Source organism: Campylobacter sp. RM9331 (genome assembly GCF_020137685.1).
GTDB lineage: Bacteria > Campylobacterota > Campylobacteria > Campylobacterales > Campylobacteraceae > Campylobacter_E.
The window spans coordinates 49,650-64,110 of sequence record NZ_JACGBA010000009.1 but is presented as its reverse complement, the minus strand read 5'-3'; the positions used below and the strand labels follow the sequence as shown (position 1 = coordinate 64,110).

General features: G+C 27.6%; 17 protein-coding genes. 11 read left to right on the top strand and 6 right to left on the bottom strand.

Features of this window, described 5'->3' with window-relative positions; all coding sequences use genetic code 11:
* Positions 1-39 precede the first annotated feature (39 nt).
* The 3 genes from AVBRAN9331_RS05190 to AVBRAN9331_RS05180 are packed head-to-tail and all read right to left on the bottom strand — an operon-like array spanning position 40 to position 2,607.
* On the bottom strand, positions 40-621 hold the full coding sequence (locus AVBRAN9331_RS05190; RefSeq protein ID WP_214117904.1) for a cytochrome c3 family protein: 582 nt from the start codon (positions 619-621) through the stop codon (positions 40-42).
* A gap of 10 nt (positions 622-631) precedes the next feature.
* Positions 632-1,033 (bottom strand): cytochrome c3 family protein, encoded by a 402-nt coding sequence (locus AVBRAN9331_RS05185; RefSeq protein WP_336612560.1) that lies wholly within the window; start codon positions 1,031-1,033, stop codon positions 632-634.
* A gap of 2 nt (positions 1,034-1,035) precedes the next feature.
* Positions 1,036-2,607, bottom strand: coding sequence for a flavocytochrome c (locus AVBRAN9331_RS05180; RefSeq protein ID WP_214120628.1), 1,572 nt, complete (start codon positions 2,605-2,607; stop codon positions 1,036-1,038).
* 264 nt (positions 2,608-2,871) lie between these two features.
* On the opposite strand from AVBRAN9331_RS05180, the gene fldA reads away from it, so the two are divergent.
* The 7 genes from fldA to AVBRAN9331_RS05145 all read left to right on the top strand — a co-directional run bounded on the left by fldA (position 2,872) and on the right by AVBRAN9331_RS05145 (position 8,521).
* Complete coding sequence (gene fldA, locus AVBRAN9331_RS05175) at positions 2,872-3,357, top strand: flavodoxin FldA (protein WP_214117907.1); 486 nt, start codon at positions 2,872-2,874, stop codon at positions 3,355-3,357.
* 43 nt (positions 3,358-3,400) lie between these two features.
* Entirely contained in the window at positions 3,401-4,843 is a 1,443-nt protein-coding gene (locus AVBRAN9331_RS05170; RefSeq protein WP_336612559.1) for an ABC transporter substrate-binding protein, read from the top strand.
* A complete protein-coding gene (locus AVBRAN9331_RS05165; protein WP_214117909.1) occupies positions 4,836-5,546 on the top strand; it encodes an EI24 domain-containing protein in 711 nt (236 codons plus the stop codon). The genes AVBRAN9331_RS05170 and AVBRAN9331_RS05165 overlap by 8 nt, the downstream gene beginning before the upstream one ends.
* A 64-nt stretch (positions 5,547-5,610) precedes the next feature.
* Entirely contained in the window at positions 5,611-5,802 is a 192-nt protein-coding gene (locus AVBRAN9331_RS05160) for a hypothetical protein (protein WP_214117910.1), read from the top strand.
* 37 nt (positions 5,803-5,839) lie between these two features.
* On the top strand, positions 5,840-6,667 hold the full coding sequence (locus AVBRAN9331_RS05155; protein WP_214150618.1) for a restriction endonuclease: 828 nt from the start codon (positions 5,840-5,842) through the stop codon (positions 6,665-6,667).
* Between the two features lie 73 nt (positions 6,668-6,740).
* Positions 6,741-7,598: a hypothetical protein gene (locus tag AVBRAN9331_RS05150; RefSeq protein WP_336612558.1), complete on the top strand. Its 858-nt coding sequence runs from the start codon at positions 6,741-6,743 to the stop codon at positions 7,596-7,598.
* A 62-nt stretch (positions 7,599-7,660) separates the two neighbouring features.
* The gene (locus AVBRAN9331_RS05145; protein ID WP_336612557.1) at positions 7,661-8,521 is read left to right on the top strand and encodes a hypothetical protein; all 861 of its coding nucleotides are present in this window, start codon (positions 7,661-7,663) and stop codon (positions 8,519-8,521) included.
* Between the two features lie 91 nt (positions 8,522-8,612).
* On the opposite strand, the gene lepB is transcribed toward AVBRAN9331_RS05145, so the two are convergent.
* Positions 8,613-9,464, bottom strand: coding sequence for a signal peptidase I (lepB, locus tag AVBRAN9331_RS05140; RefSeq protein WP_214117914.1), 852 nt, complete (start codon positions 9,462-9,464; stop codon positions 8,613-8,615).
* Positions 9,451-10,296, bottom strand: coding sequence for a bifunctional 5,10-methylenetetrahydrofolate dehydrogenase/5,10-methenyltetrahydrofolate cyclohydrolase (locus tag AVBRAN9331_RS05135; RefSeq protein WP_336612556.1), 846 nt, complete (start codon positions 10,294-10,296; stop codon positions 9,451-9,453). The genes lepB and AVBRAN9331_RS05135 overlap by 14 nt, the downstream gene beginning before the upstream one ends.
* Positions 10,297-10,356: 60 nt before the next feature.
* Here AVBRAN9331_RS05135 and AVBRAN9331_RS05130 point away from each other — a divergent pair, with 60 nt between their 5' ends.
* The 3 genes from AVBRAN9331_RS05130 to AVBRAN9331_RS05120 are packed head-to-tail and all read left to right on the top strand — an operon-like array spanning position 10,357 to position 12,215.
* Positions 10,357-10,710, top strand: coding sequence for a hypothetical protein (locus AVBRAN9331_RS05130; protein ID WP_214120453.1), 354 nt, complete (start codon positions 10,357-10,359; stop codon positions 10,708-10,710).
* On the top strand, positions 10,700-11,977 hold the full coding sequence (hemL, locus tag AVBRAN9331_RS05125; RefSeq protein WP_214117917.1) for a glutamate-1-semialdehyde 2,1-aminomutase: 1,278 nt from the start codon (positions 10,700-10,702) through the stop codon (positions 11,975-11,977). The genes AVBRAN9331_RS05130 and hemL overlap by 11 nt, the downstream gene beginning before the upstream one ends.
* A complete protein-coding gene (locus AVBRAN9331_RS05120) occupies positions 11,970-12,215 on the top strand; it encodes an AtpZ/AtpI family protein (RefSeq protein ID WP_336608663.1) in 246 nt (81 codons plus the stop codon). The genes hemL and AVBRAN9331_RS05120 overlap by 8 nt, the downstream gene beginning before the upstream one ends.
* Before the next feature lie 24 nt (positions 12,216-12,239).
* On the opposite strand, the gene flgH is transcribed toward AVBRAN9331_RS05120, so the two are convergent.
* A complete protein-coding gene (gene flgH / locus AVBRAN9331_RS05115) occupies positions 12,240-12,917 on the bottom strand; it encodes a flagellar basal body L-ring protein FlgH (RefSeq protein WP_239802701.1) in 678 nt (225 codons plus the stop codon).
* A gap of 69 nt (positions 12,918-12,986) precedes the next feature.
* Here flgH and pta point away from each other — a divergent pair, with 69 nt between their 5' ends.
* Positions 12,987-14,441: a phosphate acetyltransferase gene (gene pta / locus AVBRAN9331_RS05110; protein WP_336612555.1), complete on the top strand. Its 1,455-nt coding sequence runs from the start codon at positions 12,987-12,989 to the stop codon at positions 14,439-14,441.
* The last annotated feature ends 20 nt before the right edge of the window (positions 14,442-14,461 follow it).

Here is a 14,461-nt window from a genome sequence, read left to right as displayed (position 1 = left end):
ATAGAATTTAGAATTAATTCTAAATTCTATTAGCTAAGCTTATTGCTTAGCTCTTTGTTTTTCCCAATCTTCCCAACTATGTGGAGTTGTGTCCTTTAAATCATATAAAGTTTGTGCTAAATCTTTATGCCCTACATGTTTATGACAATCGGTGCATTTCATCTCATCAGCACTACCTTTAAAGCTTAGATAGGTAAGATGGATTGGTAATGTGCTTTCATTGTCTTTTACGAAAGCATTTTCGTGGCATTTTAGACAAGAGCTATCAAAAGTATAATTTTTTCTAGCGTGTTCTCTATTTGCTAGCCAATCTTTTTTAGTTGGGTCTTTTGTTAAAGTTGTAAAGCCTTCTGCTATTCCGTTTTTAGCTTTAGTTAATAAGTATTTTGCCAAATTATCGTGTGGTAAATGACAATCAGCACAATTAACTACTACTCCTTTAGGATTTTTAGCCCCGTGTATATCATCATTAACATTTGTGATAGCTATAGGTCCATCCCAAGAATGGCAACTCCCACAAAACGGATATTTGCCTGTTACATGAACAATTTTTTCTCCTAAGAATACTAAAACAAGAGTTATGATTACTATCATACAAGTAAAAGCTATTTTATTTTTCATGTATTCTCCTTTATTTTACTTTTAAATTTTTTAAGATTTCTTGGCTATGGCATCTAGCACACATATTAACAGATGGTTTGTGAGTTTTATGACAATTATCGCAGTCTAATTTATCATAATGTGGGCTTTGATGAACATTGTTATTATGTCCGTAACCTGCAGTATATTCTGCTAGTTTTGAATAATCCCCGTGGCATTTTATACAACTATTTAGCATAGCTGATGAATAATCTTTCGCTTGTGCTTCTAGGTGGCAATCATTACACTTAAGATTTAAATTTTTATGAATTCCTTTAACTTCATAGGCTTTTTCACTAAAATCTACATTTACTTTTCCTAACGAATCCTTTAATACATTTTCATTTGCAAATAAAAAACAGGCAAATAAACATATAATAGTAATAAATCTCATTGCTAACCCCTTAATAAATTATAATTTTTTGCTAGAGTATTTCCAGCTCTTTTTCCATAAACTAAGCAATCTAAAACCGCATTAGAACCCAATCTATTGTATCCATGTCTTCCGCCAGTAATTTCTCCACACGCATACAAACCTTGAATTAATTGCATATCATTATCATATACTTCACAATCTTTATTAGTTTTTACTCCACCCATACAATGATGAACTTTTGGTCCTGGTCTTGCAGCAAAAAATGGAGCTTGTTCTATTTTTATATACTTTCCTTTGTAATCTGAAAAATTACGATTAAATTCTGGGTCTTTATAATCTTTATCTTTTGAAGCAAGTTCAACATATTCATTGTATCTTTTTAACTGCTCTAAGAAAGGCTCTTTATTGATATTATAATGAGCTATTAATTCATCCATTGTTTCAAATTGTTTTACAGCACCAACTAATAAGCCTCTATTTAAATCTTCTATATCAACCGTTTTAGTGCCATTTATATCCATAATTAAAACAGGTGGATTTAAACCTTTTTCATTCATAGCTAATATTGCATCGCTACCTTGTTTTCTATCAGTAATTTCATTTACAAATCTTTTTCCTGTTTTAGGATTTACCATCATTCCATAAGCATAAGCCCTAGTAATCCATCTATAAGCAAATCCAAAACCGCCTTCATCTTGACTTGTTACGTGCATACTCTGAATATATTGCATATCTATGAATTTAACATTATCATTTATTAGTTTTTGTGCTGTGTAGCCAGTAGCTCCTAAATGATTTGTGGTTAATACATCATCTCTTAAACTAGAGTCAAATATTTGTCTAAATTTTAAATCAGCTCCCCAACCACCAGTAGCTAAGATAATACCACCAAAGGTTCTATAATATTTAGTAATTCCACTTTCATTGTTTTTTTCTTCATATCCACGCTCAAAGTTAAATTGATATTTTTCTCTTACTTTAATTCCAACAACTTTATGATTTTTATCATATAAAATATCATCCATTATAACTCTTGTTAAAATCTTACCGCCTCTATTAAGAATTTGTTCTTGTAATGGTCTTGTGATATAACTACCTGCACCTGCTGAATGAGAGCGTGGAACGCTATGACCACCACTTCTGCTAACCCACTTAAAATTAACTCCATTATCTATAAGCCAATCAAGAGTTTTTACTCCATCATTTATCATAATATTTACTAATTCTAAATCATTTAAATTCTTACCACTTTTTAATGTATCTTGTATGTGTAGATTAATATCATCAACTATTCCATCTCTAGCTTGTAATTTTGAGCCAGCAACAGCCATTGAACCACCTGAATAAGCCGAGTTGCCACCTAAATAAGGCATTTTATCAATCATAACAACATTTTTAATACCATTATCCAAAAGACTTAGCATAGCTGCACTTCCTGCAAAACCACTTCCAATTACTATTGCATCATAATATTCATCCCATTTTATATCATCAATATCTATACTATTAGATAAAGCAATATTAGGCATTAAAATAGAGCCATACACTAAGCCAGAAAACTTTAAAAAGTCTCTTCTATCTTTAGTTTTCATAAAACCTCCTAATTAAAAAATAAGTTTAATAATAATTTTATTTTAAAATAAAATATACTTAGTAAATAATAAAAATTTTTTAATAATATTTTTAGTTTAATAATTATTATGAAGTAATAATAAGGATTTTTGATAAGTGATATTAATTTATTCTTATATAAATAAATTAATATAATTAAGGTTTTTGTAAAAAGAATTTGGTTAATGATTAACAATAATTTCAAATGGTAAAATTATGTCGCAAATCAAATTAAGGAGATAATTATGTCAGTAGCAGTAGTTTTCGGAAGTGCTATGGGAAATACAGAAGGCGCAGCAGAAAAAATTGCAGAAGCACTAGGTGCTGAATTATTAAATATCGCTGATGTTGATGCTGATAAACTAAATGGTTTTGATAAATTAGTTTGCGGAACTTCAACTTGGGGTAGTGGTGACTTACAAGATGATTGGGATTCATTTGATTTTAGTGGTCTAAAATTAGCTGGTAAAACAGTAGCTGTATTTGGTATGGGAGATAGCTCAAGCTATTCTGATACTTTCTGCGGCGGTATGGGTAAATTAGCTGCGGCATTAAAAGAAGCTGGTGCAAATTTAGTTGGAGCAGTTTCAACTGATGGTTATGATTTTGAAGATTCAGAAGCAGTAGTTGATGGCAAATTCGTTGGTCTTGCATTAGATAATGACAATCAAGAAGATTTAACAGACGAAAGAATTGCAAACTGGGTAGCACAAATTAAAGCTAACTTCTAATCACGAAATAGCAAGTTTTTTACTTGCTATTTTAAGGATACTTATGAAAAAGTTTTTATTATTATTTTTAGTATTTTCAATCAATTTTTTATCTGCTGATTTAATTAAAGTAGCTATGAAAAATCAACCAAATAATATAAATCCAATTTATAATCCAAATGATGATTTAGTAAATTTATTATATTTAGGTTTGTTTTATAAAAATAATAATAAAGAATTAATTCCTGCACTAGCTAATTCATACAAAATAAGTAATGATAAATTAAGATACGAATTTGAATTAAAACAAGGTCTTCATTTTATAAAAAATAATATAGATTTTGGAGAATTTACTTCAGAAGATGTAAAAACTACTTATGAAATAATTATAAATCACTTTTTTAATTCAAATTATAGTAGATTTTATAATAATATTTCTCAAATAAATATAATTGATAAATATAAAGTTGAATTTGTATTGAAGTATCCAGATAATGATTTTTTAAATTCTTTAACGCTAGGGATTATGTCAAAAAATGCTCTTATTAAATATGGTTTAAGTTGGTTTAATAGTGATGCTATTGGTCTTGGTACTTATAATTTAAAGCAATTTAACAACGAACAAATAGTTTTAGTAAAAAATCCTAATGCTATTTTTAAAGCACTTAATGATGGGGTAGTTTTTAAGTTTTATCAAAATGAAGTTCAAATAAAAAATGCTTTAAATAATGACATAATTGATGTTGGCTTGATTAATTATAAAAATATAAAAAATATTGATGATGATTTAGTATATAAGACTTTAGAATCAGATCACGCTATAGCGTTACAATTAAATAATAAAGTAATTTATGATAGGAAATTAAGATATGCAATTTCTTTGATTATTTGTAACAAATCTATTTTAAATCAATTACCGAATTTTAGTATTAATAAACATATTTTAAGTTTAAATAATAATGGTTGTGATAGAGCAGAAGCTAGAAAAATTATAAATGAATTAGGATTTTATAAAGATAAAAAGAGTATAGAATTAAATATTAATAAAGAAAGCACAGCAAATTATTATAAAAAATTAGATTTACCTTTAAAATTAGAAATTTATGTAGATAAAAACAATAAAGACTACTTAAGTATAGCTGAAAATCTTGCTATGCAATTAAAAGATTTTGGAATATTAACAGATGTATTACAAACCAACAATGATGATAATGAAGCTAGTAAGATTGTAGATATTGAAGTATATGATAGTATTAATTTTGCAACTATTTTAAATACAAATAAGATTAATAAAACTCAAGCAAAAAATACCATAAATCAAGTGCAAGAGAATTATTACAAAGAGTTTCAAGAGCAGATTAAAATGAACCCTTCTTATGTATTTTTGGTAAATTACAATTATTTTTTAGCTTATAATAAAAAAATTAAAGGTATTGAAAATATGCCAATAGGATTTAATGGAAACGGATTATTTTCTCAAGTAATTAAGTGGTATAAATATGAATAATTTCATTATTAGCCTAAAAGATTTTTTTACATTTAGATTTTTAGCATTTTCTTTATTTCCACTAATTATAAGCTCAATTATATTTATTAGTTTATTAACACTTGCATTTAGTTATGTTAGTAGTTTAGATTTTAACGAAGAAGCTTTTAACTTTTTTTTAGGTGCGATGATACTACACGCCATACAAATATTTATTATGATAATTACTATTTCAGGTGGCGGTTTTTTAGCTTTATATTTATCTATATTTTTTGCTTTAGTTATTACTTCATTTTTAACTCCAATGATAGTTAGAGAAATCAATTTAAAGCATTATAATTACAATAAATTAGATGAAATAGGGTTAATTCAAATAACTTGGCTTTTGTTTAAAATCGTATTGAAATTCTTATTTTTTTTATTTTTTGTGCTTTTATTTCACATAATTCCTATATTAAATTTCATAGCATCATTTTTAATGTTTTGCTTAATGTTTTATTTATTTTTTAATTTTTTAATTTACGATGTGGCTAGTTGTGTTTTAAATAAAAATGATTTTTTAAGTTTTAAACCTTTTAAATTTAAATATATTTTTTGCGTATTTTTATTTTATTTGGCTTCAAATATTCCTTATGTTGGGTTTTTTCTACCTGTATTTTTTGTAATATTTCTAGCTCATTTATTATTTCAAAATGAATTAAGATTAAAACAGCCTTTAAATTGATTAAAAATAACTTTTATATTTTGATTTTTTTGTAGTATTTAATTTTATTTTTAAGGAGATTATTATGGTTTTAAACAATGAAATTATTTGTAATGTATGTAGTCTAAAAGCTAGCGAAGACGAGCACGCAGTATTTATTAGAGCTCATAAAAACAATAAGCCAGTAGATATTTGCACAAGTTGTATTCCGAGCGTAATTCACGGCTCTGGAATGGTTGTAAAAAGTGATGAAGAAATCATTAAAGATTTAGATTGATTTTAGGAATTTCATTTGAAATTCCTATGGTAATTGTATGTTATTTAGCATTTTAGAATTTTTACATAATTATTATGGCTTAATAATAACTATTTTTTATTTCATATTACTTGGTATATTCGTTTTATTTATAAAAAAGGCAGAAAAATTTATAAATGATAAAAATAAAGAAATTCAAACATTAAAAATAGATAAAGAAGATTACGAAGATACAAAAACTGATAAAAATATTTTGCTATACAAAAACTATAAATATGAAGAAGAATTATTAAAACTCAAAGATGAGTTAAAACGATTACAGACTTTAACAACTTCAGATATTAATAAAATAGCCATTGAAAAAGCACAAGAATTGATATTAGAAAAAGAAAAAGATTATGAAGAAAAATTAAAAGAATTAAATAGATACTATAAGCTAGAAAAAGATAAACTAATTCAGTCTTATGAATTAAAAATAAGTGAAGAAAAAAACGCACAAAATAAAATCAAATTAGAAAATATCAAAAAAGGCAAAAATTACGAATATCAAATAAAAATATACTATGAAAATATAGGTTATAAGGTTTTTCCAAATGGTTTTGTAAATGGTAAAAACGACAAAGGCATAGATTTAATAGCGTATAAAAATAGTGAAATAAGGCTAATTCAATGCAAGTGCTACACAAATCCACCAAAACAATATCTGCTTAGAAAATTTATAGGAGATTGCGAAGTTTTTATTAGAAACAATCCATCATTATGTGATAATAAAATAATTTATAAAGATTTTATAACAAGCTGTAATGATAAAGATTACGGAGTAGTGTGTTATTTAAGAGAATATCCAAATGAAATAAATTATCAAATCATTAACTATATAAATTAAAGCATTAAGACAATAAATAATAGATTAATAATTTTTTGTTTGCTATAATTAATCTTATTTTTAAAGGTAAGATATGAATGAGTTTTTAATATATCTAACATATTTTTTAGATAATTTACATGATTTAGCTAGTGGGATTATTAGTATTTTAATTCCTATACCATATGCAAGTTTTATTACTTACCCTATTGTTTTTACTCTTACTTTATTTATAGGATTAAAGCTCTATCCTAGATTTATAATAGCTTTATATATTTTATTTTTATATTTGGTTATAAGAATTGGGCTTATTGATAGAGATGCCGGTGGGTGGTTTGTAGTTTTACAACTATTGCTACCAATTGTATTTTCACTATTAATTTGGTGGTTTTATAAGTTAATAATGAAACAAAATCAAAAATTTATTAAAGTTACCTTTTATTTTTTCTCATTTTTAATGATTGCTTTTCACGGAATATTATTAATAAGTCATTTTAATTTACAGCAAAGTCCAAAGCACGAAGTAACAGAACTTAAAAAACCAAATACCTTATTATTAAGCACAATTAAAAAGCAAAACTATACGATAGATGGTAAGTTTTTTAAAAGTGTAAAATTGATAGTTGATAAAGAAGTGCAATTATATGAAAATTATAAAAAATATGAAAAAATTTTTGAAGAAGAAGCTTCAGAATTACCAACTAGACTTAGCAAAGATAAACTAATAAATTATGATATTTATGGTTATTATAAACCTTGTAGTTATGCAATAACAAATTTAAATAATTTGAGTTTAGAACTTAGCCCTAATCTTAATAGAATTTATGATTCTTTTACTAGGTTATTTGTTGATAACTATTATCTTAGTTTAGGTAATTATTATAGAAGAGGTAGTTGCTCTAATGATGTTTATACAAATTATTTAAATAAATTAAAAGGAGAATTAAAATGAAAACAAGTTATAAAAATATTAGTAATTTTTATAATTAGTTTTATTAAATATAAAGGATAAATTTGAATATAGACAATTTAAAAGATTATAAAATAAAAAACGATTATTTATATAGCTTAGAGCTTATTAGGTTATTTAATGAGATTTTTTCAATTTTACTTATTTTTATCTTGTTTTATTTTACAATAGATATTATCAATGAATTAAATAGTAAACCCGAAAAAACAATGACTGACATACGAAGAATTCAAAAAGGTTGGAGTGGCATTATTGATGGTATTTTTTTCGTTGCATTCTTTTTAAAACTTAGACAAATAAAAAGACTTAGGTTTGTTAAAAATAATGATTTTTATATTAGCATAGATAATGAAAAGATATATTTTGATACTTATGAGATAGATGAAGCAGGTGTTTTTGGTATAGCAAAAAGTTACAAAAAAGTAACCGCAACGATAAATAAAAGTGATATAGTTTTTAGATTGCAATCCAAACGACCTGCTTTAGCGTGTTCATATATATTTAATAAGGATGCTTACAATATTAAAGAAATAGAAAATAAAAGCTTAAATTATAGATTAGACTATCAGATAGCTAGAATAATTTTCTTTCCTATAATTATGTTTTTTGTAATATTAGATATTTTATCAAGCTATTTAGCACTATTTTTCTTAAATGGTAAAAACTTAAAAACTTACACAATATATCAAACTAAAACCAAGCTAGTTTCATTGCCTTTTGTTGATGATTTATCTGTTTATTTTTTATACACAGAGTTTAGACAAAAGTATTCTGCAATGAGTAAAGGCGGATTTGAAATGGAATTTAGAGAAGAAGCACAACCACTAGGCGAAAAATACATAGCAAAACAACAAAAGAAAATTGAAAAGATTTTAAGTGAAAAGTCTTCAAATACAATTAAATAATTTTAATTTTTATATAAATTACCTTTAAAATATAATGTATTATAAAATAAATTCTAATTCAAATCACAAGAATTTGAATTAGATATTTTTGTCAATCAAGAGAATTAATATCGCTTATTTCGTGATGGATATATCTTTCATCGTTTTCTAAGGTATCAACGCTTTTAAACATTCTTTCCCAGCGGATATTATAATCATCATCCCAGCTTAGATAAACAAACCAAGGCTTACCTTCAATATATTTATAATCTACACTTCCCCAAAAGCGGCTATCATTTGAGTGGTCGCGATTATCACCCATCATAAAGTATTCATTGCTAGGCACCTTATAATAATACGCTTTAATATCACTTCTTAATTCACTAACATAAATTGGCTTCATTACAAACTCACCCTTAGCCATAAAGTATTCTATGACCTTATCAAAATCCACTCTTTCATCATAATGAATACCCTTTTTAGTATAAGGCTCTTTTATGTATAATTTGCCTTGTAAAATCACTTGTTTATTAGCAGGATAATTTGCTCTCATATATTCATCTCCTTCGTGCATTCTCACATAAAGGGTCTTATTTGCAAATATTATCTCATCATCTCCTAAAGCAACGCAGCGTTTAACATAATGTAGCTTTGTATTGTGCGGATACAAAAACACCACTATATCATCTCTTTTAGGCTTAGCATAGCTTAATAAATGCCCATCGCCTTTAAAATCAGGCAACACAGGAACTTCTAGGAATGGAATTCTAGGAGTTGGTATCCCGTAGGCGAATTTTTTTACAAATAAATGATCTCCTACTAAAAGTGTGTTTTTCATAGAGCCACTTGGTATTGTAAAAGCTTGAGCTACGAAAAATATAAAAACAAGAACAAATACAATAGTCCCTGTCCATGAATTCCAAAAATCAACTAATTTTTGCCATTTTGTTTTATTTTCTTGCATTTTCTTCCTTTTTTAATCTTGCTTCATATGTGTTTTGCATTAGTGCATAAATAGTCATAGGTCCTACTCCGCCAGGAACTGGAGTAATCATACTAGCTTTATTACTTGTCTTAAGATAATCTCCTGATAGTTTTTTGCCATCAATTTCTTTGCAAATCCCAACATCAATTAAAATAGCTCCATTTTTTATAAAATCATCATTTATTAGATGAATTACACCTGTAGCACTTATTAAAATATCAGCGTTTAAAGTATGCTCTTTTAAATCTTTTGTATATTTGTGGCATACGCTAACACTTGCACCTTCATTAATCATCATAGCAGCAAGTGGGCGACCTACTATGATACTATCGTTTATTATGCAAATATTTTTGCCTTTTACACTGATACCATAATGCTTCATCAAAATATCAATTCCAAGCGGGGTGCAAGCATAAAAATGTGGTTTTAAATTCGCTAAAACTAAACCTAAATTAAGTGGAGTAAAACCATCTACATCTTTAATAGGATTTATAGCGTTTATGATATTGTCTTTATTGATATGATTTGGTAAAGGTAGTTGCACTAAGATAGCATCTACACTATCATCATCATTTAAATCTCTTATGATTTTTAATAATTCTTCTTCGCTAATACTACTATCTAGCTTATAATCTTTACTAATTATTCCTAATTCATTACAAGCTTTTAATTTACTTCTTACATAAACCCCACTAGCATAATCATCTCCTACTAAAATTACAGCTAAGCAAGGTTTGGTTTTTAGCTCATTAATTTTGAGTTTTAATTGTGCGTATAATTCTTTGCTTAATTTTTTTCCATCTAGTATCAATTTGTAACCTTTATAAAAATAAAGATTGTATTATAACCCTTAAAAACAACGGATTATAAAATGAAATCAAAATTAATATTATTAGTTTTTAGCGTATTTGTTTATGCTAATAGTGATTTTTTAAGCAAAGATGAATATCAATTAAGCTTGTATCAAAACCCAAGGGGAATTGGTTGTGATAAATGTCACGGGCTTGATGGAAGTGAGCAAATATTTGCTACTTATAAAGAAAATGGAAAAACCATTCAAGTAATAATCCCTAGTATTAAAAATATTAGTTATGAGAATTTTTATAAAGCCTTAGTTAGTAAAACAAGTTCAAAAAATATAATGCCAAATTATTATTTAACAAATGAAGAAATAAAAAATTTATACTTATATATCAAGAAAAAAGGAGAAAAAAATGACAAATAAAGAAGCTTTCGCACAAGCACAAACATTAATAGCAGGTGGGGTTAATTCTCCTGTAAGAGCATTTAAAAGTGTAGGTAGTGAGCCTGTATTTATAAAAAAGGGCGATGGTGCTTATATAATTGATATTGAAGATAAAAAATACCTTGATTTAGTTCAAAGCTATGGGCCTTGCATTTTAGGACACGCTGATATAAATGTAACAAACGCTATTATTAATGCAGCAAAAGATGGCACAAGTTATGGTGCTCCTACATTAGCTGAAAGCAAATTAGCACAAAAAGTTATATCGTTATATCCTGCAATAGAGCAAATTAGATTTGTAAATAGTGGGACAGAAGCTACTATGAGTGCAATTCGCTTAGCAAGAGCTTATTCTAATCGTGATGGGCTTATTAAATTTGATGGTTGTTATCACGGACACGCTGATATGCTTTTAGTAAATGCAGGAAGTGGCTTAGCGACCTTTAATACTCCAAGCTCAAGTGGAGTTAGTAAAAACGCTGTAAAAGATACTTATACAGCTAAATACAATGATATAGAAAGCGTAAAAGAGCAAATTGCTATAGCAAAGAGTAATGGTAGTGAAATAGGTGTGATTATTATTGAACCAATTGCAGGAAATATGGGTTTTGTCCCTGCTAAAAAAGAGTTTTTAGAAGACCTTAGAAAGCTTTGCGATGAATTAAAAATCGTTTTGATTTTTGATGAAGTTATGAGTGGTTTTAGAGCTGCTTTAGGTGGGGCTTTAGAGATTTATAAAGTTGTGCCTGATATGGTTTGTTTTGGTAAGGTTATTGGTGGGGGACTTCCTGTTGGAGCTTACGCTGCAAAAAAAGAAATTATGCAACTTCTAAGCCCACTAGGCGGAGTATATCAAGCAGGAACGCTAAGCGGAAATCCACTTGCAATGGCAGCAGGTATTGCAAATCTTGAGCAATTAAACGATGATATTTATAAAAAATGTGATAAATGGGCAAAAAATGCAATTAATGCTATGCTAGATGAGAGTAAAAGTGCAGGAGTGCCTTTTGTAGCTAAAAATATAGGTTCAATGTTAGGATTTTTCTTTAATGAAAAATACCCATTAAATTACGATGACGCTAAGACAAGTGATACAGCTAAGTTTTCAAGATTTCATAAAATTATGCTAGAAAATGGAGTAAATCTTGCACCATCAACCTATGAAACTGCATTTATTTGCTCTAAGTTTGAAGATAAAGAATTTGAAATATTTATAAATGCGTTCAAAAAGGCTATTCGTGCATAACGAAGAAAATAAAAGAGCTAAAAAAGTAAAAAGTGTAATAGATGCTGCAAATCATCTAAGCTTAGGTATTAGCATTGTAGTTGCAGTGCTAATTGGTGTTGGTTTAGGAATTTTACTCGCTAAGATTTATAAGCCTTTATTTTTCGTAGGACTTGCGTTTGGAATAGCAGCTGCAATTTCAAATGTATATAAGGCTTATAAATTATTATTAAAAATCAACGAAGATGATAAGAAATAAAGTCTTTTTAACCTTAAATTAAGGTTAAAAAGGCCAAATAGTTTCAACTGCTTTTGTTCCCCAAGGTTTTTTAGTAGCTTTATCAATTTCGCCTTGAGTTGAATAAAGTATTTTAGCGTCTGCTATGTATTTGCTCTCAATTGTGTTTTGACCTGTTATATCATAAGGTCTAATTACTCCAGAGATTTGAACGATTTGTTTTTCTCCGTTTATTAATAATTGTCTTTTTCCTTCAATAAAATAATTTCCATTAGCTAATACCTTTATTACCCTAGCACTAATTGTTGTTTGAAATTTTTCATTTCTACTAGCTTGACCGCTACCACTAAAATCTGAATTATTTTTTGTTTGAAAGCCAATATCTGCTGATTTATTAAGACTTGATAATAATCCTGCAAAAACTCCGGAATTTAAATTAGCATTAGAAGATTTATTCGTGCTTTTACTAGCTTTACTACTTTGGCTTGTATCTTCTTTAATAATTATTGTAACTATATCATTTACATTCATAGCTTTATTATCGCTAAAAAGTGGATTAGAGCCTTTTCCAAAAAGTGAGCCTGGACTTCCTAAATTATTATCAGCCTTAGGTTCAATTTGCTCTACATATGTTGGAGCTTTCATATCCATTTGCGGATCAGCCAAACCACAACCTGAAATTAACAAAGAGAAAACAAAATATTTTATGTAACTTTTTTTCATATTTTCTTCCTTATTTATTAATATTTTAGGCATATACTCTAGCGAAATTTAATCAATGAAGGAGTAGCAATGAATGCGATTTACTTTCAAAAACAAAGCAGGGAAAGTTTAGATAATCTTGCTATAAAATTATCAAAAAAATATTCAAATATTGTTGTTTTCCAAGCACTTGCTTGTGAAGACGGGGTGTGTGGTTTAAATAAATTATCAAAAGAGCATAATATAAAAACTGAATACTTATACGATAGTGCAATAGGCGTTAAAGAGTATTTGAAAAATGAAAATACTTTTTATAAAAATATAATCATTAAAGTTAATGAATTAAAAGCTAAATATGATTTTGTATTAGTTGCTAGTTTTGGAGTTTTTGGTGGTCTTGATACTTTTTGGATAAATCTAAAACTAAGTAAAGAGCTTAATTTAAATTATGTAATTGATAATGATTTAACCAAATTTGAGTTTGCTAAAATTCATCATAAATACGCAAGTTTATATAATGAAAATACAAGCTTAGATGAGTTATTAAATCTTAAAAAACCTGATTATGTAAGTCCAATGGCATTTGAAGTTATGCTAGAGAGCAAGGCTAAAGAAAATATTAAAACCATAGTTTTACCAGAAGGAAATGACGAGCGTATTTTAAAGGCTGCTAGTATTTTATTAGAAGGTAAAGCTGTTAAATTAATTATCTTAGGAAACAATAAAGAAATAGCACAAAAAGCTAGTGATTTAGGTATAGATTTAGATGATGTTAAGACTTATAATCCAGGTAATTCATCATTAGATGATGAATGTGCAAATGCACTTTATGAAGCTAGAAAATCAAAGGGAATGAGCCTTGAGCAAGCAAAAGAACTTATAAAAGATAGAAATTATTTTGGAACTTTATTAGTGCATTTAGGCTACGCTGATGCTATGGTTAGTGGGGCTGCATGTTCAACTGCTGATACAATTCGCCCAGCTCTTCAAATAGTTAAAACTAAACCAGGTGTTAAGAGTGTAAGTGGTGGATTTTTTATGTGCTTAAGTGATAAGGTTTGGTATTTTGCTGATTGTGCGGTAAATCCTAATCCAACTCCTGAAAATCTAGCCGAAATTGCAAGTGTTAGTGCAGCTACTTATAAGGCTTTTGGTTTTGAGCCAAGAGTTGCAATGCTATCTTATTCAACTGCAAATAGCGGTAGTGGAGTAAGCGTTGATTTAGTAAAACAAGCGTGCGAATTAGCAAAATCTTATGAGGGATTAAATTATGATGGTCCTATACAATTTGACGCAGCAGTAGATATTGCAACAGCAAGTAAAAAAATGCCTGATAGCAAAGTAGCAGGAAAGGCAAATGTATTTGTATTCCCTGATTTAAATGCAGGAAATATAGCTTATAAAGCAGTGCAAAGAAGTGCAGGGGCTATTGCGGTTGGTCCTGTTTTGCAAGGTTTAAACAAACCTATTAATGATTTAAGTAGGGGTTGTTTGGTTGAAGATATTGTAAATACATGCTTAATTAGTGCAATTCAAGCACAATAAATTATAAAAAAGGAAAAATT